The sequence below is a fragment of the Nonomuraea harbinensis genome, assembly GCF_019396385.1.
GTDB lineage: Bacteria > Actinomycetota > Actinomycetes > Streptosporangiales > Streptosporangiaceae > Nonomuraea > Nonomuraea ferruginea.
On sequence record NZ_JAHKRN010000039.1, the window covers coordinates 60,660 to 82,703 of the forward strand.

18 protein-coding genes are annotated in these 22,044 nt (G+C 71.8%); 11 read left to right on the forward strand and 7 right to left on the reverse strand.

All coding sequences use genetic code 11. The features are described from left to right. Positions 1–34: 34 nt before the first annotated feature. A complete protein-coding gene (locus KME79_RS31840; protein ID WP_246640758.1) occupies positions 35–1,354 on the forward strand; it encodes an MFS transporter in 1,320 nt (439 codons plus the stop codon). 39 nt (positions 1,355–1,393) lie between these two features. On the opposite strand, the gene KME79_RS31845 is transcribed toward KME79_RS31840, so the two are convergent. From KME79_RS31845 to KME79_RS31855, 3 genes are read right to left on the reverse strand one after another with little or no spacing between them, the layout of a single operon-like run. Then, positions 1,394–2,914 (reverse strand): tripartite tricarboxylate transporter permease, encoded by a 1,521-nt coding sequence (locus tag KME79_RS31845; RefSeq protein WP_148029463.1) that lies wholly within the window; start codon positions 2,912–2,914, stop codon positions 1,394–1,396. Beyond that, positions 2,915–3,442 (reverse strand): tripartite tricarboxylate transporter TctB family protein, encoded by a 528-nt coding sequence (locus KME79_RS31850; protein ID WP_219548413.1) that lies wholly within the window; start codon positions 3,440–3,442, stop codon positions 2,915–2,917. Beyond that, entirely contained in the window at positions 3,442–4,404 is a 963-nt protein-coding gene (locus KME79_RS31855; protein WP_219548415.1) for a tripartite tricarboxylate transporter substrate binding protein, read from the reverse strand. The genes KME79_RS31850 and KME79_RS31855 overlap by 1 nt, the downstream gene beginning before the upstream one ends. A 142-nt stretch (positions 4,405–4,546) precedes the next feature. Between KME79_RS31855 and KME79_RS31860 the strand changes: the two genes are divergently transcribed. The 3 genes from KME79_RS31860 to KME79_RS31870 all read left to right on the forward strand — a co-directional run bounded on the left by KME79_RS31860 (position 4,547) and on the right by KME79_RS31870 (position 8,816). Continuing rightward, positions 4,547–6,094 (forward strand): ATP-binding protein, encoded by a 1,548-nt coding sequence (locus tag KME79_RS31860; RefSeq protein WP_308249124.1) that lies wholly within the window; start codon positions 4,547–4,549, stop codon positions 6,092–6,094. Beyond that, positions 6,091–6,753: a response regulator gene (locus KME79_RS31865; protein ID WP_219548419.1), complete on the forward strand. Its 663-nt coding sequence runs from the start codon at positions 6,091–6,093 to the stop codon at positions 6,751–6,753. Before KME79_RS31860 ends, KME79_RS31865 begins: the two co-directional genes overlap by 4 nt. Before the next feature lie 179 nt (positions 6,754–6,932). Continuing rightward, a complete protein-coding gene (locus KME79_RS31870) occupies positions 6,933–8,816 on the forward strand; it encodes a VanW family protein (RefSeq protein ID WP_219548421.1) in 1,884 nt (627 codons plus the stop codon). A gap of 3 nt (positions 8,817–8,819) precedes the next feature. Here KME79_RS31870 and KME79_RS31875 read toward each other — a convergent pair whose 3' ends face one another. Beyond that, positions 8,820–9,869, reverse strand: coding sequence for a PQQ-dependent sugar dehydrogenase (locus tag KME79_RS31875; protein ID WP_219548424.1), 1,050 nt, complete (start codon positions 9,867–9,869; stop codon positions 8,820–8,822). A gap of 38 nt (positions 9,870–9,907) precedes the next feature. Here KME79_RS31875 and KME79_RS31880 point away from each other — a divergent pair, with 38 nt between their 5' ends. From KME79_RS31880 to KME79_RS31905, 6 genes are all read left to right on the forward strand, one after another. Next, positions 9,908–10,828: a 2-hydroxyacid dehydrogenase gene (locus tag KME79_RS31880; RefSeq protein WP_219548427.1), complete on the forward strand. Its 921-nt coding sequence runs from the start codon at positions 9,908–9,910 to the stop codon at positions 10,826–10,828. 239 nt (positions 10,829–11,067) lie between these two features. Next, a complete protein-coding gene (locus tag KME79_RS31885; RefSeq protein WP_308249125.1) occupies positions 11,068–13,686 on the forward strand; it encodes a putative bifunctional diguanylate cyclase/phosphodiesterase in 2,619 nt (872 codons plus the stop codon). Between the two features lie 215 nt (positions 13,687–13,901). After that, positions 13,902–15,638, forward strand: coding sequence for an acetolactate synthase large subunit (locus KME79_RS31890; protein WP_219548430.1), 1,737 nt, complete (start codon positions 13,902–13,904; stop codon positions 15,636–15,638). Then, complete coding sequence (ilvN, locus tag KME79_RS31895; protein WP_148029472.1) at positions 15,635–16,159, forward strand: acetolactate synthase small subunit; 525 nt, start codon at positions 15,635–15,637, stop codon at positions 16,157–16,159. Before KME79_RS31890 ends, ilvN begins: the two co-directional genes overlap by 4 nt. A 23-nt stretch (positions 16,160–16,182) precedes the next feature. Then, on the forward strand, positions 16,183–17,166 hold the full coding sequence (ilvC, locus tag KME79_RS31900; RefSeq protein ID WP_219548465.1) for a ketol-acid reductoisomerase: 984 nt from the start codon (positions 16,183–16,185) through the stop codon (positions 17,164–17,166). A gap of 314 nt (positions 17,167–17,480) precedes the next feature. Continuing rightward, on the forward strand, positions 17,481–17,732 hold the full coding sequence (locus tag KME79_RS31905) for a hypothetical protein (RefSeq protein ID WP_219548433.1): 252 nt from the start codon (positions 17,481–17,483) through the stop codon (positions 17,730–17,732). A gap of 89 nt (positions 17,733–17,821) precedes the next feature. On the opposite strand, the gene KME79_RS31910 is transcribed toward KME79_RS31905, so the two are convergent. Then, entirely contained in the window at positions 17,822–18,334 is a 513-nt protein-coding gene (locus KME79_RS31910; protein WP_219548436.1) for a nuclear transport factor 2 family protein, read from the reverse strand. A gap of 108 nt (positions 18,335–18,442) precedes the next feature. Between KME79_RS31910 and KME79_RS31915 the strand changes: the two genes are divergently transcribed. After that, a complete protein-coding gene (locus KME79_RS31915; protein ID WP_219548439.1) occupies positions 18,443–19,282 on the forward strand; it encodes a LysR family transcriptional regulator in 840 nt (279 codons plus the stop codon). A 139-nt stretch (positions 19,283–19,421) separates the two neighbouring features. On the opposite strand, the gene KME79_RS31920 is transcribed toward KME79_RS31915, so the two are convergent. Both KME79_RS31920 and dacB read right to left on the reverse strand, forming a co-directional pair. After that, positions 19,422–20,252, reverse strand: coding sequence for a CAP domain-containing protein (locus tag KME79_RS31920; protein ID WP_219548441.1), 831 nt, complete (start codon positions 20,250–20,252; stop codon positions 19,422–19,424). A gap of 213 nt (positions 20,253–20,465) precedes the next feature. Continuing rightward, positions 20,466–22,007 carry a D-alanyl-D-alanine carboxypeptidase/D-alanyl-D-alanine endopeptidase gene (gene dacB, locus KME79_RS31925; RefSeq protein WP_219548443.1) on the reverse strand — a complete coding sequence of 514 codons (1,542 nt, stop codon included), beginning with the start codon at positions 22,005–22,007 and terminating at the stop codon, positions 20,466–20,468. Positions 22,008–22,044 lie beyond the last annotated feature (37 nt).

Genomic DNA, 22,044 nt, shown 5'->3' on the forward strand with positions numbered 1-22,044 from the left:
GTTTTCCGCGAGGAGCGGATCTACCGTCTCCGGTATGAAGACATCTGCTCTGACCGCGGGCCTGGTGGCGATGGTGTCACTGGTGGCCTTCGAATATGTGGCGGTCGCGGTGGCGATGCCGGTGGTGGCGCGTGAGCTCGGCGGGTTCGAGCTCTACGGGCTGGCGTTCAGCAGCGCGCTGGCGGCCGGGGTGGTGGGCACGGTGCTCGGCGGCCGGTGGGCGGACGTGCGCGGGCCGCTCCCGCCGCTCTGGACCGGCGCGGCCGCGTTCATCGGCGGGCTGACGCTGGCGGGGCTGGCGCCGGCCATGGAGGTGCTGATCGCCGGGCGGCTGATCCAGGGGTTCGGCGGGGCGCTGGTGAACGTGGCGCTGTACGTGGTGGTGGCCCGGGTCTATCCCGAGGAGCTGCATCCCCGGGTGTTCTCGCTGTTCGCGACCGCGTGGGTGGTGCCGTCGATGGTGGGGCCGGCGATCGTCGGCGTGATCGTGGAGACGCTGGGCTGGCGGTGGGTGTTCCTGCTGGTGCCGTTCCTGACCGTGGCGGCCGGGCTGGTGCTGGCGCGCGGGCTGGCCGGGCAGCCGGTGCGCGGCGGTCAGGGCGCCCCGGCGCCGGGGCTCATGGGCAAGATCGCGTGGGCGGCGGTGACGGCCGTGGCGGCGGCCCTCATGCAGTACGGGAGCGACGGGCGGTTCGCGCTGCTGGCGATCGGGCTGGTGATCCTGGCGGTGGCGCTGCCGAGGCTGCTGCCCCCCGGGACGCTCAGGGCCGCCAGAGGGCTGCCGGCGGTGGTGGGGCTGCGCGGCCTGGCCACCGGGGCGTTCTTCGCGGCCGAGGTGATGGTGCCGCTCATGTTGCAGGAGGAGCGCGGCATGTCGCCGTTCACCGCCGGGATCGCGCTCACCGGTGGCGCGCTGACCTGGTCGCTCGCCTCCTGGCTGCAGGGGCGCGAGGTGTTCAGCCGGAGCACGAACCTGCGGCTGGGCTCGGTGGCGCTGTCGGTGGGCATCGTGGCGATGGGGGCCGTGACGTTCCCCGGGGTGCCGCTGGAGCTGGCCTATCCGGCCTGGATCGCGGCCGGGTTCGGGATGGGCCTGATCTACCCGACGCTGTCGGTGCTCACGCTGGAGCTGTCGGCCCCCGGCGAGGCCGGCGAGAACAGCGGGGCGCTGCACCTGGGGGAGTCGGTGTTCTCGGTGGTGGCGGTCGCCGTCACCTCCGCGCTGTTCATCGCGGCCGGCGGGGCCTACTGGACGGTGTTCACCGCGACCCTGGTCATAGCGGCGGCCGGGCTGCTGATCGTGCCCCGCGCCGTGCGGGCCGGAACCCCCGTCCCCGCGGCCGCGGCGGTCTGAGACGGACGCGGCCCCGGGTGGTGTCCGGGGCCGCGCCGTTCAGTCCTCGTGCGAGACCGGCAGCGGCGGCATCCGCCGTCTGGCCATGAAGCCCCGCAGCAGCGGCGTCAGCAGGGCCAGCAGCGACAGCACGAGCAGCACCACCGCGACCGGGCTGCCCACCAGCACGGTCACGTCGCCGGCGCCGATGGCCAGCGCCCGCCGCAGCTGGATCTCCGCCATCGGCCCCAGGATCATGCCGATCACCGCGGGCGCGACCGGCAGCCCGAACCGCCGCATGGCGAACCCGAGCAGCCCGAGCACGAACAGCACCACGAGGTCCACCGCACTGGCGTTCAGCGCGTAGACGCCGAGCGCGGCGAACAGGATGATCCCGCTGTAGAGGTACGGGCGCGGGATCCGCAGCAGCTTGGCCCAGACCGGCGCGAGCGGCAGGTTCAGCACGAGCAGCATCGTGTTCCCGATGAACAGCGACGCGATCATGGCCCACACCAGCGCCGGGTTGTGGTCGAAGAGCTGCGGCCCGGGCTGCAGCCCGTACTGCTGGAAGGCCGCCAGCATGATCGCGGCCGTGGCGGAGGTCGGCAGCCCCAGCGTGAGCAGCGGCACGAGGGTGCCCGCCGCCGAGGCGTTGTTGGCCGCCTCGGGCCCGGCCACGCCCTCGATCGCGCCCTTCCCGTACTCCTCCCGCGCCACGCCGCGGGCGAGCCGCTTCTCGGCCGCGTACGACAGGAACGTGGGGATCTCGGCGCCGCCGCCGGGCAGCGCGCCGAACGGGAAGCCGAGCGCGGTGCCGCGCAGCCACGGCCGCCACGACCGGCCCCAGTCCGAGCGGCCCATCCAGGCCCGCCCGACGGGTACGACGTCCGGCGGGGCGTGCCGCAGCCGGGAGGCCACGTACAGCGCCTCGCCCACGGCGAACAGCCCGACCGCGACGATCACTACGTCGATGCCGTCGAGGAGCTGCGGGACGCCCAGCGTGAGCCGGGCCTGCCCGGTCTGCTGGTCGATGCCGACCAGCCCGATCGCCAGCCCCAGCACCAGCGAGGCCAGCCCGCGCACGACCGACCGCGACAGCACCGACGACACCGCGGTGAAGGCCAGGATCGCCAGCGCGAAGTAGTCCTCGGGGCCGAACGAGATCGCGAAGCTCACCACGGCCGGCGCCGCGAACACCAGCAGCGCGGTGGCGATCGTGCCCGCAACGAACGAGCCGATGGCCGCCGTGGCCAGCGCCTGCGCGGCCCGCCCGCGCCTGGCCATCTTGTTGCCCTCCAGCGCGGTGATCATGGAGGAGGACTCGCCGGGCGTGTTGAGCAGGATGGACGTGGTCGAGCCGCCGTACATGCCGCCGTAGTAGATGCCGGCGAACATGATGAACGCGCTGGCCGGCGGCACCGTGAAGGTGATCGGCAGCAGCAGCGCCACGGTCATCGCCGGCCCGATGCCCGGCAGCACGCCGACCAGGGTGCCGAGCGTGACGCCGACGAGCGCGTACAGCAGGTTGACCGGCGTCAGCGCGGCGGCGAACCCGTCGAGCAGCAGCCCCAGCGACTCCACTCAGATCACCCCCGACAGCAGCCCGGCGGGCAGCGTGACGCCCAGCCCTTCGACGAACGTCAGGTACGTCGAGACGGCCAGCACCACCGCGATCACGGCCGCGCGGACCCTGTGCTCGGCGCCGAGCGCCAGCGACAGCCCGAAGAACAGCAGGCTCGCCGCGATGATCCAGCCGAGCACGTCCAGCACGGCGGTGAAGGCCAGGAAGACGCCGCTCACCAGGCCGACGCCGCGCCAGTCGGCGGGCGCCTCGGCGTCCACGTCCTCGCTCTCCTCCGGGTCGCCGCGCCCGCCGCGCAGCACGTCGGCCACGTAGAACAGGCCGATGAGGATCATCGCCCCGCCGACCAGCATGGGGAAGAACCGCGGCCCCGGCCCGAGCCGGGAGGCCGCGGCCGACACGTCGAGCGTGCCCACGACGACGAACACGCCGAGACCGAGCACCACCAGGGCCAGCCCCAGCTCGGGCCGCCAAGGGCCGCGCTTGCGCCCGGTCTCCTGAAGAGTGGGCTCCTCGGGTGAGGACATCAGGACACGAGCCCCATCTCGGCGATGATGCCCTTGACCCGGGTCTCCTCGGACTTCAGGTAGGCGTCGAACTCCTGGCCCGTCATGAACGAGTCGATCCAGCCGTTCTTGGCCACCGCGTCCTTCCACGGCTGCGAGTCGCGCATCTTGGTGACCAGGTCGGTCAGCGCCTGCCGGTCGGCGTCGTCGAGCCCGCCGGGGGCCACGAAGCCGCGCCAGTTGGCCAGCTCCACGTCCAGGCCGCCCTCCTTCACCGTGGGCGCGTCCAGGTCGGGCAGCCGCTCGCCGGAGGTGACGCCGAGCGCGCGCAGCTTGCCGGACTTGACGTGCTCGGCGAACTCGCCGACGCCCGAGACGCCGATCGTGACCTTGTTGCCGAGCAGCGCGTTGAGCGCCTCGCCGCCGCCGGAGTGCGCGATGTAGTTGACCTGCTTGGGGTCGACCCCCGCGGCCTTGGCCATGAGCCCGGCCACGATGTGGTCGGTGCCGCCGGCCGAGCCGCCCGCGACCGACACCTTCGCCGGGTCCGCCTTCCACGCGGCCACCAGGTCCTGCAGCGACTGGAGCGGGGACTCCGCCGGGACCACGACGATCTCGTACTCCTCGGTCAGCTTGGCGATCGGCGTCGTCTCGGCCAGCGTGACCTTGGACTTGTTCTGCTCGATGGCGCCGACCATGACCAGGCCCATGGTCATCAGCAGATTGCCGTTGCCCTTCTCACCGGCGAGCTGGGCCAGCCCGATCGTGCCGCCGGCGCCGGGGACGTTGAAGACCTCGACGCCGCGGTCCGGCGCGACGGACTTCAGCGCCTGCTCCGCGGTGCGGGAGGTCTGGTCCCAGCCGCCGCCGGGCGAGGCCGGGGCCATGATGCGCAGGGTCGTGGTGCCGCCGCCGCTGCCGCCGCCGCAGCCGGCCAGCGCGACGGAGAACGCCGCGAGCGCGGCGATGATGCGCAAACGCATGATCAACTCCAGGGGGTTTCACATCTATGAACCCTGGATCGTGCGGCCCGTGAGCCGTCGCGTCGAGACTCTGCAGGTAGCGGTCGTAGTGGTCGTATTGGTCGCAACCGGCCCGTGACCTGGCGCTGTTTGCATGTGCTGCGTGAGACTCGGCACCCAGCTGTTCGTGCTCCAGATGGCGATCGTGCTGCTCGCCGTCGGCAGCACCGCCGCTGTCTGGGCACAGCACACCCGCAACCAGTACGACTCCCGCTACGAGCAGCGGGCGCTGGCCATCGCCCAGTCGGTCGCCGCCCTGCCGCAGGTGCGCGAGGCGTTCAAGCTGCGCCGGCCGGAGACCGTGCTGCAGCCGCTCGCGCTGAGCGTGCAGCAGACCACCGGCGCCGACTACGTGGTGATCGCCAACGCCGACCAGGTCCGCTACGCCCACCCCAACGCCTCGCTGATCCGCCACCGGCTGTCCACCGACGGCAGCTACGTGCTCACCACCGGCGGCGACTGGGTGGGCACCCAGAAGGGCACGATCGGCATCACGGTCCGCGGCAAGACCCCGGTGCGCGACGAGTACGGCGAGGTCATCGGCCTGGTCTCGGTCGGCGTGCTGGAGACCACGGTCATCGGAGAGGTGGCGGGCGCGCTGCCGCCGCTGCTGTGGACCGCGTCGGCCGTGCTCGTCGCCGGGCTCGCCGCGGCCGCCCTGATCACCGCGAGGGTGCGCAGGCAGACGTTCGGGCTGGAGCCGCGCGAGATCGCCGCCCTGCTGGAGCAGCGCGAGGGCGTGCTGCACGGCGTCAAGGAAGGCGTGCTCGCGCTCGACCTCGACGGCCGGGTGACGCTGGTCAACGACGCCGCCCGCGAGCTGCTCGGCGACGTCGGCGACGACCTGACCCGGATGCCGGTCTCCGACCGCATGCGCGACGTGCTCGGCGGCGCCGACCCCGGCGAGGACCGGGTGGTCCTGCACGGCGAGCGGGTGCTGGTGCTCAACCGCACCCCGGTGTCCGTACGCGGCCGGCAGAGCGGCTGGGTGATCACCCTGCGCGACCGCACCGAGCTGGTCCGCCTCGCCCGCGAGCTGGAGTCGACCAGCAGCGCGACGGAGGCGCTGCGGGCCCAGGCGCACGAGTTCGCCAACCGCATGCACACCGTGGTCGGGCTGCTGGAGATGGGCGAGCACGACGCCGCCATCGCGTTCATCACCAGCACCACCCCGGGCGTGAAGGCGGGCGAGCTGCGCGAGCGGGTGCAGGACCCCACGCTGGCCGCGCTGCTGCTGGCCAAGTCGGCCGAGGCGGCCGAGCGCGGCGCCCGGCTGGTGCTGTCGGACGACTCCACGGTGCCCGAGAGGGCGCTCGGCGACCCGCAGGACGCGGTCCTGGTCGTGGGCAACCTGGTGGCCAACGCCATCGACGCGCTCGACGGCCGGGCCGGCACGATCGAGGTCTCGGTCGTGGCGGGGGACGGCGGGCTGCGCGTACGGGTGCGCGACTCGGGGCCGGGCATCACGCCGGAACTGGTGGAGGAGGTCTTCCGCGAAGGGTTCACCACCAAGGCCGCCCACTCGGGGCCGCGCGGGCTCGGCCTGGCGCTCACCCGTCAGGCCTGCCTGCGCCGCGGCGGCTGGGTGCGGGTGCGCAACTCCGGCGGCGCGGTGTTCACCGCCCTGCTGCCCGAGGAGGCGGCGACGTGAGCGACATCCGGGTGCTGGTCGTGGACGACGACTTCATGGTGGCCCGCATCCACGCCGGCTACGTCGCCAGGATGCCGGGCTTCGAGGTGGTGGCCACCGCCCACAACGGGGCCGACGCGATCACGGCCGTCGCCGGGTCCCGGCCCGACCTCGTCCTGCTCGACATCTACCTGCCCGACATGTCCGGCCTGGAAGTGCTCAAGGCGATCAGCGGCGTGGACGTGCTGGTCATCAGCGCGGCCCGCGACGTGCCGACGGTCAGGGAGGCCATGCGCGGCGGGGCGGTCAACTACCTGATCAAGCCGTTCGCCGCCGCCGCGCTCACCGAGCGGCTCCAGCAGTACGCCCATACCCGCAGGCAGCTCAGCGCCATCGGGCCGGAGGCCGGCCAGGACGACGTGGACCGGCTCTTCGGCGTCACCGGCACCCCGCCGGCGCTGCCCAAGGGCCTGTCGCAGGCGACCTGCGCACTGGTCGCCACGGTGCTGCGGGAGGCGGGCCGCGACCTGTCGGCCGTGGAGACCGCCTCCCTGACGGGGCTGTCGCGGGTCAGCGCGCGCCGCTATCTGGAGTACCTGTGCGGCGCCCGCCGGGCCGAGCTGCGGCCCAGGTACGGGACGGCGGGCAGACCGGAACACCGATACCGCTGGATCGGCTGACACACTTCCGTAGTCGTTTCTCGTGACATATCCGTACCCGCGTGCCTTACTGTTTCCTGAGAAGTGGCTGCGGAGAGGGAGGAGATTGAGGCGTGCGTAACGCGGGACCGATCGAATCACCGACCGACCCGTTCGCCTCGGTGCCGTTACCCTCGCGCGCCACTTCGAGGAAGCCGAAGGTGGAAGGCCTTCCACCCGGTGTGTCCAGGGACATCTTCGGCCCCCAGGGCCGGCCGGAGTCCCCGCCCGCGGGCCAGGGCCCCCAGGCCGCCGCGAACGGCGGGCCGCCCCCGGCCCCGCAGCAGTCGCAGCCGTGGCCGGTCAGCGTGAATCCCGCACCGGCCTTCACCGAGCCGCAGCCCCCCGCTTACACCGACCCCGAGCCGTCCAGGCGGCGCCGCCTGCTGCCCGCCGTCGGCGTGCTCGTGGTCCTCGCCGTCCTCCTGGCCTACCTGGTGCCGGCCGTGCTGATGTCCGGCACCGTGCTGCCAGGCACCCGCGTCGACGGCGTCGACATCGGCGGCCTGACCGTCACGCAGGCGGCCGAGAAGCTCCGCGCCGAGCTGGCCGCCGAGCTCAGCAAGCCCGTCGTGGTGACCGTCGGCAAGCACCGCGACACCGTCCAGCCCGACGAGGCCGGCCTGCAGCTGGACGTGGTCAGCACGATCAACCAGGTGCCCAGCGGCTTCCCCAGCCCCGGCGAGGTGTGGCGGGCGCTGACCGGCACCACCGAGCTGGAACCCCAGGTAACCGTCGACGCTTCCCAGCTCGCCAGGACCGTCGAGGCGCTGGCCGGGACCGTCGACAAGCCTCCGACCGAGGGCAAGGTGACGTTCAAGGAGCTGCGGCCCGTCGTCACCCAGCCGCGCCCCGGCGCGCTGCTCGACCGGCCCGAGGCCATCAAGGCCATCAGCGCCGCCTTCCTCACCGGCAGCGGCAAGGCGTCGCTGTCGCTGAAACCGGCCGAGCCCGTCACCACGCAGGAGGCCGTGAACCGGGCCAGGACCCAGGCCAGGCGCGCCGTCGCCGGCCCGATCACACTGACCCTCGACGGCAAGCAGGCCCAGCTCACCCCGGCGGCCATCGCGGCCAGCCTGACCTTCGTGGCCGACGACGAGGGGGCGCTGAAGCCCCGGTTCGACGCCGCGAAGGCGCTCGGCCCCGTGGAGAGCGTCCTGGTGGACGCGGCCCAGGCGCCACGCGACGCCACGTACGAGATCGTCGACGGCAGCCCCCGGCTCGTCACCTCCCGCGCGGGGCACGGCATCGACGAGGAGCGCCTCGCCCGCGACGTGACCGGCATGCTGCGGCGCGGCGGCGAGCGGGTCGTCCCCGTCACGCTGTCCGCCGCGCCGCCGGACGTCACCACCGAGGAGGTGAGCGGGCTCGGCATCAAGGAGGCCGTGGGCTCGTTCACCTCCATGTTCGACTGCTGCCAGCCGCGGGTCACCAACATCAGGCAGATGGCCGCGGACGTGGACGGCCACCTGGTCAGGCCGGGCCAGACGTTCTCGCTCAACGAACTGGTCGGCGAGCGCACCACCGAGGGCGGCTACGTGCCGGCGCCGCAGATCGTCGGCGGCCGGCTGCTCACCATCATGGGCGGCGGCTCGTCGCAGTTCGCCACCGCGCTCTACAACGCGGTCTTCTTCGGCGGCTTCGAGGACGTGACGCACACGCCGATGGACTACCACTCGACCCGCTACCCGGCCGGCCGCGACGCCGCGCTGCTCTACCCCGACCTCGACCTGAAGTGGCGCAACGACTCCGACCACGGCGTGCTGATCAAGACGGCGTCCACCGAGACGTCCGTCACCGTCACCCTCTACAGCACCAAGCGGTACGAGAAGGTCGAGGCCGTCGAGTCCGAGAAGCGGGACTTCACCCCGTTCCGCCGCGAGACCAGCGACGCCCCCGACTGCGTGGCCGGCCCCGGCCAGCAGGGCTTCACCATCGACGTCACCCGCGTCTTCCACAACGACGGCAAGGTGGTCAAGCGCGACAAGAAGCTGACCACCAAGTACCGGCCGCGGGCCGAGGTCGTCTGCGCCTCCGGAAGCTGACCGTCACGGCGTGACGGCGATGATCCTGTCGTCGCCGTCACGCACGTCGCCCCGGCCGTCCTTGTTGCTCGTCCCCACCCAGAGCTTCCCGTCGGGAGCCGTGGAGACCGCGCGGAGCCTGCCGTAGACGCCGGAGTAGTGGGCCACCGGTTCGCCGGGCGAGCCGTCCGCGGCCAGCGGGATCTGCCACAGGCGCTCGCCGCGCAGCGCGCCCATCCAGAGCGACCCGTCGGCGTAGGCCAGCGCCGACGGCGACGCCTCCGAGGTGTCCCAGGTGACGATCGGGTTCTCGAACTCGGGGTTGTCGCCGCGGCCCTCGACCTCCGGCCAGCCGTAGTTGGCGCCCGGCTTGATCAGGTTGAGCTCGTCGAAGCTGTTGGCGCCGAACTCGGACGCGTACAGCCTGCCCTGGTCGTCCCAGGCCAGGCCCTGCACATTGCGGTGGCCGAGGCTGTAGACGAGCGTGCCGAACGGGTTGCCGGGCGCGGGCTCGCCGTCGGGGGTCATCCGCAGGATCTTGCCCGCGAGCGAGTCGCGCTGCTGCGCCAGCTCCCGGTCGCCGATCTCGCCGGTGCTCGCGTACAGGTGGCCGTCGGGCCCGAACGCCAGCCTGCCGCCGTTGTGGATGCCGCCCTTGGGGATGCCCTGGACGATCACCCGAGGATCCGACACCGCGTCGCCGCTGAACCGGTAGCGGACGATCCGGTTGTCCTCGGCGGCGGTGTAGTAGACGAACACCTGGTCGTCCTTGACCGCCAGCCCCATCAGCCCGCCCTCGCCGTCGGGGACGACGCCGTCGATCTTGGCCACCTCGGTGACCTGGCCGGAGGCGCTCACGCGGACCAGCCGGGCGGTGTCGCGCTCGGTCACCAGCGCGTCCCCGCCCGGCAGGAACGCGATCGACCACGGCACCGCGAGGTTCTCCGCCACCGTCGTGGGCTCGCCAGGGGAGCGCCCGGGGCTGACGGAGGCCGTGGGCGTGGTCGCCACCCCGTCCGCGCCTGAACAGGCGGTGAGCGCCGCCAGAAAGATGATCATCCAGATGTGCCTCATGTGTCCCATACTCACTCCCGACCCTTAAGGTTTCCCGCATGAAGATCTGGGTGCCCTCCGACGCTGTCGCCGACGTCCTGTCCGAGCTGCCCGGCGTGGAGTGCGCGGTGTTCCACCGCGACGTGCCGGAGCCGCCCGGGATCGAGGACGTCGAGGTGTGGGTCCCGCCTCTCGTGGTGGTGTCCGACGTGCCCGGGATCCTCGCCCGCATGCGCTCGCTGCGCCTCCTCCAGACCGTGACCGCGGGCGTCGACCCGTACCGCCCTCACCTGCCGGAGGGCGTGGTGCTGTGCAACGCGCGCGGCGTACACGACGCCGGCACCGCCGAATGGGCGGCGGGAGCGATGATCGCGGTCGTCCGCGAGTTCCCCGAGTTCGCCGGCGCGCAGCGGCGCGGCGCGTGGACCTACCGCCACACCGGGGCGCTCGCCGACTCCACCGTGCTGATCGTCGGCTACGGCTCCATCGGCGGCGCGCTGGAGCGCCGCCTGGCGGGCTTCGAGGTGGAGGTCGTCCGGGTGGCCAGGAGCGCCCGCGACAGCGAGTACGGGCCCGTCCACGGCATGGACGAGCTGCCCGCCCTGCTGCCCGTCGCGGACGTGGTGGTGCTGCTCGTGCCCTCCACCCCCGCTACCGCCCGCATGGTGGACGCCGGATTCCTGGCCCGCATGAAGGACGGCGCCGTGCTGGTCAACGCCGCCAGGGGCGGGGTGGTCGACACCGGCGCGCTGGTCGCCGAGCTGGAGGCCGGCCGGCTGCGGGCCGCGCTCGACGTGACCGATCCGGAGCCGCTGCCCGAGGGCCATCCCCTGTGGAGCGCGCCCGGCGTGCTGATCACCCCCCACGTGGCCGGCAGCACGCCCGCCTCCGGCCGGCGCACGCTGAAGCTCATCCGGGCGCAAATCTCCAGGCACCTCCGCGGCGAGCCGCTGGACAACATCATCACCGACGCGTACTGAGGAGAATCCGGAACGTGGCTGGGCCGTGACCTTCGGTGCGTACCGTTGCGTCTATCCAAGGTTTCCTGACTTCCTGTCAAGGGATTCTTGGCGGCAATTGGTCCGTGTGGTTATCAGATCGGTGACGACATCGGCGTTGTCACCACCCGCGCAGCCGAGACCACACACACTGGCGATGTGGACCCGCCGGGCTTCGGCGGCCACGGGAGCAGGGTTCGAGGACGGGATGGGCAACGACTGTGATCCGCTGGCGTGATCCACGGGCATCGCTGACCGCCGGAGCGGCGATCGGCGCGGCCGGGGTCGCGGCTGCGCTCCTTGCGGGCGGCCCGGCCCTCTACATCGGCGCTGTCGCCGGATTCCTCGCGGCCATGCTCGCCGCCGCCTCGCTGCTGCTCGCCTCCGGGCCGCCGGCCGAGCGCCGGTCCATGTCCAGGGGGATGCGCTGGATGGGCGGCGGCGCCGTGGTCTGGGCCCTCGGCGTGGCCGTGCGCCCGTTCACCGACAGCTCCAGCCTCATGGTGAGCTTCGCCGACCTGCTCGTGCTGCTCGGCACCGTGCTGATCGGCGGGGGCGCGCTCGTCGCCGGCGGTCGCCGCCCGCCCGCCCTGGTCGTGCTCCGCCACGTCACCGACTCCTACCTGAGCGCCGCCGCGCTGTTCGTGATCGGCTGGGTGGTGGCGCTGCGCCACGTCTACGACAACACCGCCGACCCGGCGCTGTTCACCTTCTCGATGCTGCCGCCCATGCTGGCGCTGCTGGTGACGTGCGCGGTGGTGCCTTCGGTGGTCACCGGCAGGGCCGTAGCCCTGCCGCTCGGCGTGGCCGGCCTGTGCGTGCTCGCGGCCACCACGACCTCCAGCCTGGCCGGCGCCGTGGCCAGGCTCGACGGCGGCGGGCCGCCCGGGTGGAGCCTGGCGCTGGCGCCGGCGGCGTTCCTGCTGCTGACCGTCGTGCCCTGGGCCCGGCGGCGCGAGGTGACGGCCTGGCCGCTCATGGGCAGCCTCATCGCGCTGCTGCCGCTGGCGCTGGTCGCCGTGGCCACCGTGACCATGGTCTTCCACCTGTCGAGCGGGGGGCGGCAGGCGCCCGTCACCGGCGTCGTGGTGGTCGCCGCCTCGATGGTGCTGCTCCTGCTGCTGCGCCTGTTCGTGCTGTCAGGTGTCAACCTGCGGCTGCGCACGCTGCTCTCGCGCGGCGAGAAGCAACTGCGCGACCTGGCCGAGAGCACCGGCGACGTGGTGCTCATCTGCGACCACGAGGGCACCGTGCACGAGATCGGGGCCGGGGTGGAGGAGACCTACGGCTACCGCCCCGAGCAGCTCGTCGGCGGATCGATCTTCGACTACATCCACCCCGAGGACGTGCCCCAGATCCAGTCGTCGCTGCGCGCGATGGGCCTCGACGACGAGGACGACGCCAATCCCGGCGCCTGCCTCATCGCCTGCCGCGTACGCGCCGCCGACGGCACCTGGCGGCCCACCGAGTCCGTCGCCACCCGCCACGCCAGCGGCGAGGACCAGATCCTGGTCACCACCCGCGACATCAGCGACGAGGAGGCGCTGCGCAACCAGGTCGCCCACCTGACCTTCCACGACGGCGTCACCGGCCTGCCCAACCGCGCCTACTTCGAGGAGCGCACCCGCGAGGTGCTCGGCGGCTCCGGCCACGTCGCGGTCATCTTCCTCGACCTCGACGGGTTCACCTCCGTCAACGACTCCGTCGGCCACGCCAGCGGCGACTACCTCCTCGGCCAGGCCGCGCGCCGGCTGCGCGGCGCCGTACGCCCCGACGACACGCTCGCCCGGTGGGGCGGCGACGAGTTCGCCGTGCTCATCGAGACCGGCGGCGACGCCCAGCTCGCCGTCGACCTGGCCGAGCGCCTGCTGCGGGCGGTCTCGCAGGAGCCGTTCCGGGTGGCCGACCGCGACGTGGCGCTCACCGGCAGCGTCGGGGTCGCCTTCGCCGAGGACGACGTGCCCGCCGGCGACCTGATCCGCAACGCCGACGTGGCCATGGCGCGGGCCAAGGAGCTCGGCGGGCGCCGGGTCGAGGTGTTCGCCGCGCAGATGCACGCCGACGTGGTCCGCAGGCTGGAGCTCGCCGCCGACCTGCAGCGGGCGCTGATCGAGCACCAGTTCGCGATCGAGTACCAACCCGTGGTCGACCTGGCCACCTCCCGGGTGACCGCGGTCGAGGCGCTGGTGCGGTGGTGCCGCGGCTCGGTGTTCGTGCCGCCCGACCAGTTCCTCGGCCCGGCCGAGGACACCGGCCTCATCGTGCCGCTGGGGGAGTGGATCCTGCGCGAGGCGTGCCGCGAGGTGGCCGCCTGGCGGGCCGAGTCCTGGGACATCGGCCTGTCGCTCAACCTGTCCGCCCGCCAGATCACCGCCCCCCGGTTCGTGCAGACGGTCGAGGAGGCGCTGGAGGAGAGCGGGCTGCCCGCTTGCGCGCTCACCCTTGAGGTGATCGAGGAAATGCTCGTCGACGACGCCGACGAGACCGTCAAGCGGCTGTCGGAGCTGCGCGCCCTGGGCGTGCGGCTGGCCATCGACGACTTCGGCACCGGCTACGCCTCGCTGGCCTTCCTCCGTCAGCTCCCGGTCGACATGATCAAGATCGATCCGTCGTTCGTGTCCGGGCTGGGCCAGGACGACACGCTGACCCTGCTCACCCGGACCATCGTGCGGCTCGGCCACGACCTCGGGCTCATCGTGGTGGCCGAGGGCATCGAGCGGCCCGAGCAGCTCGACCTGCTGCGCGAGATGGGCTGCACCCGCGGTCAGGGTTTCCTCGTGGCCCGGCCCATGGCGGCCAGGGGCGTCGACTCGCTGATGCGGACCAGTCTCACCGTTTGATCTCAGCGTGTGAGACCTGTGTCCCACCAAGTTGACACCGGGCGGTTCAGAGCGGCTATCGTGTAAGCCATGCTTCGCAGTGAGATTCTCGTAGTACTTCGCCGGCGCGCAGGCCGTTAGCGAAGCACTCCGACCTGCGCGCCGCCCCGCTCCCACTTCCCGTGGGGAGGGGCATTTTTTATGTCCTGACGTGTGATCACACAAGGAACGAGCCGATGACCGAACGGATGACAGGTGCACAGGCCCTGGTCAGGGCCTTGGAGCACGTGGGAGTCGACACCGTGTTCGGGATCCCTGGCGGCGCCATCCTCCCCGCCTACGATCCCCTGTACGACTCGGCCAAGGTCCGGCACGTGCTTGTACGGCACGAGCAGGGCGCCGGCCACGCGGCCGAGGGATACGCGCAGGCCACCGGCAAGGTCGGCGTGTGCATGGCGACCAGCGGGCCGGGTGCGACCAACCTGGTGACTCCGATCGCCGACGCCTACATGGACTCGGTGCCGATCGTGGCGATCACCGGGCAGGTGGCCAGCGGGGCGATCGGCACGGACGCCTTCCAGGAGGCCGACATCTCCGGCATCACCATGCCGATCACCAAGCACAACTTCCTCATCACCGACGCCGACGACATCGCCCGGACGATCGCCGAGGCGTTCCACATCGCCGCCACCGGCCGCCCCGGGCCCGTGCTGGTCGACATCTCCAAGGACGCGCTGCAGGCCGAGACCCAGTTCAGCTGGCCGCCGGTCATGCAGCTGCCCGGCTACCGCCCCGTCACCCGGCCGCATTCCAAGCAGATCCGCGAGGCGGCCAAGCTGATCGCCGAGTCCCGGCGGCCGGTGCTGTACGTCGGCGGCGGCGTCCACAAGGCCCGCGCCTCCGAGGAGCTGCTCCGCCTGGCCGAGCTGACGGGCATCCCGGTGGTCACCACGCTGATGGCGCGCGGCACGTTCCCCGACAGCCACCCCCAGCACCTCGGCATGCCCGGCATGCACGGCTCGGTCTCCGCGGTGGGCGCCCTGCAGCAGGCGGACCTGCTCGTCGGCCTGGGCGTTCGGTTCGACGACCGGGTCACCGGCCAGCTCTCCACGTTCGCCCCGTACGCCAAGATCGTGCACGCCGACATCGACCCGGCGGAGATCTCCAAGAACCGCCACGCCGACGTGCCGATCGTGGGCGACTGCAAGGAGGTCATCGGCGACCTGATCGCCGCCGTCGAGGCGTCCGGCCAGCAGGGCGACTACGCCGACTGGTGGACGACGCTCAACGGCTACAAGGAGACCTACCCGCTCGGCTACGACGAGTTCGACGACGGTTCGCTGGCCCCTCAGTACGTGATGCAGCGGCTGAGCGCGATCGCCGGGCCCGACGCCTACTACGTGGCCGGGGTCGGCCAGCACCAGATGTGGGCCGCCCAGTTCATCGCGCACGAGCGGCCGGGCGCGTTCATCAACTCCGGCGGCGCCGGCACCATGGGCTTCGCGGTCCCGGCAGCGATGGGCGCGAAGATGGGCGACCCCGACGCGGTCGTGTGGGCCATCGACGGCGACGGCTGCTTCCAGATGACCAACCAGGAGCTGGCCACGTGCACCCTGGAGGGCGTGCCGATCAAGATCGCCGTCATCAACAACGGCAACCTCGGCATGGTCCGCCAGTGGCAGACCCTCTTCTACGACGAGCGCTACTCCAACACCGACCTGCAGGCGACCCGCCGGATCCCCGACTTCGTCAAGCTGGCGGAGGCCTATGGTTGTGTGGGCCTGAGGTGCGAGCGTCCCGAAGACGTCGACGCGACCATCAAGAAGGCCATGGAGATCAACGACGTGCCGGTGGTGGTCGACTTCGTCGTCCACCAGGACGCCATGGTCTGGCCCATGGTCGCGGCAGGGACGAGCAACGACGAGATCAAGTACGCCCGTGACATGGCGCCTACGTGGGAGAACGAAGAATGAGCAGACACACGCTGTCAGTGCTCGTGGAGAACAAGCCGGGTGTCCTGGCGCGGGTGTCCGCGCTGTTCAGCCGGCGGGGCTTCAACATCGACTCGCTGGCCGTCGGGCCCACCGAGCACGAAGACATCTCCCGCATGACGATCGTGGTCAACGTCGAGGAGCTCCCGCTGGAGCAGGTCACCAAGCAGCTCAACAAGCTGGTGAACGTGCTCAAGATCGTCGAGCTCGACCCGTCCCAGTCCGTGCAGCGCGAGCTGACGCTGATCAAGGTCAAGGCCGACGCCGACAGCCGCTCCCACGTGCTGGAGCTCGTCCAGCTCTTCCGGGCCCGCTGCATCGACGTGGCCTCCGACGCGGTGACCATCGAGGTCACCGGCACCCCCGACAAACTCGACGCGTTCGTCAAGGTGCTCGAACCGTTCGGCATCAAAGAACTCGTCCAGTCGGGCATGGTGGCCATCGGCCGCGGCGCCCGTTCCATCACCGACCGGTCCCTCAGGGCACTGGACCGTACCGCCTGAAAGGTTATTCGCAAGTGACCGAGATTTTCTACGACGACCAGGCCGACCTGTCGATCATCCAGGGGCGCCGTGTGGCCGTGCTGGGGTACGGCAGCCAGGGCCACGCCCACGCGCTCTCCCTGCGTGACTCCGGCGTCGACGTGCGCGTCGGCCTGCCCGAGGGCTCCAAGAGCCGCGAGAAGGCCGAGAATGACGGCCTGCGCGTGCTCACGCCGTCGGAGGCGGTCAAGGAGGCCGACGTCACGATGATCCTGGCGCCGGACCACATCCAGCGCCACCTCTACGCCGAGCACGTCGCGCCGAACCTCAGGGAGGGCGACGCGCTCTTCTTCGGCCACGGCCTCAACATCCGCTACGGCCTCATCGAGGCGCCCGAGGGCGTCGACGTGTGCATGGTCGCGCCCAAGGGCCCCGGCCACCTGGTGCGCCGCCAGTTCGAGGCGGGGCGCGGCGTGCCCTGCCTGGTGGCGGTGGAGAAGGACGCCTCCGGCAAGGCCCTCGACCTGGCGCTCTCGTACGCCAAGGGCATCGGCGGCACCCGCGCCGGCGCGCTCAAGACCACGTTCACCGAGGAGACCGAGACCGACCTGTTCGGCGAGCAGGCCGTCCTGTGCGGCGGCGTCTCCGAGCTGATCAAGGCCGGTTTCGAGACCCTGATCGAGGCCGGCTACCAGCCGGAGGTGGCCTACTTCGAGTGCCTGCACGAGATGAAGCTCATCGTCGACCTCATGTACGAGGGCGGCATCTCGAAGATGTACTGGTCGGTCTCCGACACGGCCGAGTACGGCGGCTACACCCGCGGCTCGCGCGTCGTCACCGAGCAGACCCGCCAGGCGATGCGCGAGATCCTCGCCGAGATCCAGGACGGCCGGTTCGCCCGCGAGCTGGTGGAGGAGTTCGACGGCGGCCAGAAGGAGTTCCAGCGTCACCGTGACGAGCTGGCGGAGAACCCGATCGAGAAGACCGGCGCCAAGCTCCGTCCGATGATGAGCTGGCTCAAGGCCTGATTTTTCATGACGTCACGCGGCTGACAGAGCCGCGTGAGTCCGCGTGCGCGGCCCCGGCCGGGGTGATCCTCCGGCCGGGGCCGCGCCCTTTTTGCCGCTTTTCCGGCGCCGCCGTGGCCGTCCCCGTCTCATCCGGACGGCGTCGCCTGTGGGTAGTCCGATCGTCATGGACGACCGGCTTTCGTCTAGGTTCCGCCAAGGGAGGCTTCTTCGTACGTCAAAGCGTGATTCTCGGCGTTTGTTCGGAGAGGCCTTCGGGGATACTTCCGACCGCTACCTACGGAGAGTAGTCGAGAGGTAACAGAGGAGATCCGATGTACAAGACGGGACTTGTCCTGACCGGTCTGATCGGCGGCATGGTCATGCTGGGCGGCGCTCCCGCGCTCGCTCAGGGTTACACCACCGCACCGGTAGTGGCCAACTACGACCACGACCACGACGACGACGGCGACGACATCAGGTACAACAGGTCGCAGGATGGCGAGTGGACCAACAACGGTTCTGACAATGACTTCCTCGACCTCGACGTCCTCAACGATGTCCTGGACATCCTCACCAACCGCTGAGGCATAACAGGTCGTTAGAGCGGGGCCCACCTCATCGACGAGGTGGGCCCCGTCACCGTTTTCCGCCCCTTCCCCATTCCCCTCCCTCTCTACGTGACGCCGCCGGGCCGGTTACTGTCCGTGAAGATGGCCGCCGGGTCGCCGGTGTACCAGACGTTCTCGATGCGGATCCGGCTCATCAGCCATCGGCCGCCGTCCCGTACCAGCTCGACGTCGTAGCGGTTCTTCAGCAACGCGTGCGTGTCGTGGTCGGCGGTGAGCAGGTGCTGCGCCTCGACCAGGGCGGTCAGGCGGGCCGTGTCGCCGGTGACGGCGATGCGCGGGTTCGTGACCTGGTGGGTGGTGTCGACCCGTCCGCTGAAGCCGGACAGGATCGTCGTGACGATCGCGTCCCGGCCCTTCATCAGCGGCGGCGCGGCCCCCCAGCGGGCGGCGGCCGGGCGGAAGTCCAGCTCGGCGTCCTCGGTGAAGCAGGACGCGAACAGGTCCTCGTCCCGCAGATCCTGGCCCAGGGCGAAGCGGAGGAGGGCGTCGGTGATCTCCGTCCGGTCCTCCATCTCGCGCGGGGCGCCGGACAGGGCGCGGTGCTCGGTGACGTACATGCGTGGTGCTCCTTTCGAACGGGCCTCCAGCCTCCGGTTCCGGCGGGCGGTGATCAACGCCGCTCTGTGCCACGATCGTGAAGCCGGGCTTAAGGACGGGAGGGCGGGGTGCTGGAGAGGCACGAGATCGAGGCGTTCCTGACCCTCGCCGAGGAGCTGCACTTCGGGCGCACCGCCGAGCGGCTGCGCGTGTCCACCGCGCGGGTCAGTCAGACGATCAGGAAGCTGGAGCGGCGGGTGGGCGCGCCGCTGTTCGACCGGACCAGCCGCCGCGTCGCGCTCACCCCGGTGGGGCGCCGGCTCCACGAGGAGGTGCGGCCCGCCTGGGAGGCCATCGGGGCCGCGTACGAGCGGGCGGCCGACGCGGGCCGCGGGCTGACGGGGACGCTTCGAGCGGCCTTCACCGGGGCGGCCGCGGGGCAACTGCTGGCCGGGGTGGAGGAGCTGTTCCGGAGCAGGGTGCCGGGCTGCGAGGTGGTGATCAGGGAGGCGCAGCCGGGAGAGGTGGCGGCGTGGCTGCGCGACGGCGAGGTGGACGTCGTGCTGACGACGCTGCCGGTGCCGGGCGCGGACGCGGGGCCGGTGCTGGTGCGGGAGGCGCTGATGGCGGCGGTGCCGGCGGGGCATCCGTTCGCCCGCCGGGAGTCCGTGGGGCTGGCCGACCTGGAGCGGGTGACGGTGGTGGAGCTGGCGGGCGGCCGGGCCGCACCGGGCTCGCCGGGGCCTCGGGCGGCGACCCTGCACGAGGCCCTGACGCTGGTCGGCGCGGGGCGCGGGGTGCTGCCGGTGGGGGCGCAGACGCGGCGCTACTACGCCCGCCCTGACGTGGCCTACGTGCCGGTACGCGACGCGCCCCGGGTCGAATGGGGGCTGGTGTGGCGGGCCGGCGGCGAGACGGGCAGGGTGCGCGCGTTCGGCCGGGCCGCGGTGGACCTTCTGAGCGACTGACACGCCTGGGTGCGGGCCCGGCCGCGGTCCGATACGGAGCCGCGGCCGGGCCCGCCGGAGGGAGCGCGGGGCGTGCGGTGGGAACCGGCACGGGTGGGGCCGGTACGCCCGGCGCTCCGGTGGTCTCGGCGCCCGGCGCTCAGTGGCTGGCGAAGGTCTGGGTCCAGTGCGGGCCGCGCGGGTGCTGGCCGACGCCGATGTGAGTGTACGAGCAGTCCATGATGTTCCTGCGGTGACCGGGGCTGTCGAGCCAGCCCCGCACCACCTGGGCGGCGGAGTGCGGGCCCACGGCGATGTTCTCGCCCCAGCCGCGGAGCGGCGCGAAACCGGCGGCCCGGATGCGGTCGCCCCCGGAGCGGCCGTCCCGGCCGGTGTGGTCGAAGTAGCCCCTGGCGGCCATGTCCGCCGAGTGCCGTTCGGCCGCCCTGTGCAGCCTGCGGTCGTGCAGCAGCGGCCGGCAGCCCCGGCCGGCGCGGGCCTGGTTGGTGAGCCTGACGACCGCGGCTTCGGCGGCGGAGGCGTCCGAGCCGGACCCTCGCCCGTACCCGCATGACAGCACCACGCTGCGCGACGTGGCGGGGCGGCCCTCGAAGTCCATGGCCGTGACGTAGTAGCGGCGTGGAGCGGGGGAGCAGCGCAGCCTGACCGTGACGCGGCCGTTCACCAGCACCCGGGAGCCGCTCCCGAGGGTGCGGTCGGGGCCGGGTCCTGCCTCCCTGATCCGTAGGCGGAGCAGGGACTCGTCGTCGCAGCCGGTCCGCACGGCCGTGGCCGTGATCGTCCCGCCCGGGTCCAGCGCCGGCCTGGCGGCCACCACGCGGCACGCCGCCATCGTGGGGACCGCGGCGCCCGCCGCGGTCTCCACGGCCTGCGCCGTGTACGCGGTCTGCGCGGCCGCCGGGCTCGACGCGGGAATGCCCGTCGCCGCGAGACTTCCGAGGCAGGCCAGTGCCTGGAGCCGTCTTCGCATCGCTGTCCTCCGGTGAGTTGAGCGTCGAGACCGCATTCTGGCCCTCCGCGTCGTTGATGTCCGGAAAAACTCCTCTATATCTGGAGTTCCACGTGACCCAATCGTAACAATTAACCCGCTGGCCTCGGTAAACCCAACGTCTGGATCACGCGTCCAGGGCACAAAAAACCGGGTGCGCCCGTTGGGGCGCACCCGGTCAGAAAAGTGATCGTGCTAGCACTGCGCGGGCTTGAGCCACGAGCACTCCAGGTCGGGCGACTCCTCGGCGGCCGACTTGAGCTGGACCGCGGCGTCCACCGTCGCGGTCCTGGAGAACTGCGCGAGGCGGATCGCGATCTTGTCCTCGATGTCCTTCGGCGAGGACGACAGATACTGGTTCAGCATGATGGAGAACACCAGCGGCTCCCCGTCGGCGCTCGTCACGTATCCGGACAGCGCCGTGACGCCGGTGAGCGACCCGGTCTTGGCGCGCACGTTGTTCGCCGCCGGAGTGTCGCGCATCCGGCTGCGCAGGGTGCCGCCCACGAACCGGTCCGCGTTCCCCGCGACCGGCAGCGAGTCGTACCACGCCTGATACCACGGCTTGTCACGCACGGCGAGCAGCAACTGCGCGATCGAGGCGGGCGTGATGCCGTCGCGGCGCGACAGGCCGGAGCCGTCGCGCAGGTTGAGCACCTGCACCCCGTTGGCGCGGGCGAAGTCGGAGCTCGCCTTGAGTCCGGCGGCCCAGGTGCCCTGGTCGGCGACCTTGCGGCCCATCGCCTTGGTGAGGATCTCGGCGTGGATGTTGTTGCTCAGCTTCATGAACGGCACGAGCAGCTCGCTGAGCGGCATCGACTCCTTCTTCGCCAGCTCCTTCGCACCGCCGGGGGCCGCGCCGGCCACGGTCTTGCCCAGCACCCGCACGCCGCGCTTCTTGAGCGCGTCGCGGAACAGCGCCGCGGTGTAGGAAGCCGGGTCGTCCACGGACACCCACTCGTTGTACGTGGACGCGACCGTGCCGGTGATGACCACGGTCTTCGTGCCGTGCGTGCGCTCGATGAGCACATCGGTGGACGATCCCACCGTGGCCTTGTTGACGATCTCCAGGTAGTCGGTGTCCGGCGTGGTGGTCACCTTGACCTTGCCGCCGTCGGGCGCGACGGTGACGATCACCGAGCCCGCGTCGTAGTCGCGGTCGGGGGAGGCGGTGAGCGCGGAGATCGGGGCCGCGTAGTAGGCCGTCTCGTCGTCCCACGCCCAGTCCTGGCCGAGCCGGACCGCGTCGAACCAGGTGTCGTCGGCCACGAGCTTGCCGGTGACCAGCTTGACGCCCGAGCCGGCGACCTCGGCGGCCAGCGCGTCGTAGTCCTCGGCCAGCATGGTCGGGTCACCGGTGCCGCGCAGCACCAGGTCGCCCGTGAGCACGGAACCGGCCTTGCGCCCGGAGCTCAGCACGCTGGTGGTGAACCGGTAGTCGAGGCCGAGCACCTCCGCCGCCGCGGCCGACGTGAAAAGCTTGGTGTTGGACGCCGGCATCAGGAGCTTGCCCGCGTCGGTCGAGTAGAGCTCCTCGCCGTTCGCCGCGCTCTTGACCATCACACCGGCCTGGGCGATGGTCAGCCGGGAGTCGGCGAGGATCTGGTTGATGTCCTGGGCCAGGTCGGCCACGCCGGGCGAGGGTTCGAGCGCGACCGCGGGGGAGGAGGGGCCGGACGCCCACGCGAGGGCCGCGACGAGCGCGCCCGCGACGAGGGATGCTGAGGTGCGCCGCATAGGGGGTCTCCAAAGGGATGCGACAGGGGCTCGCTGT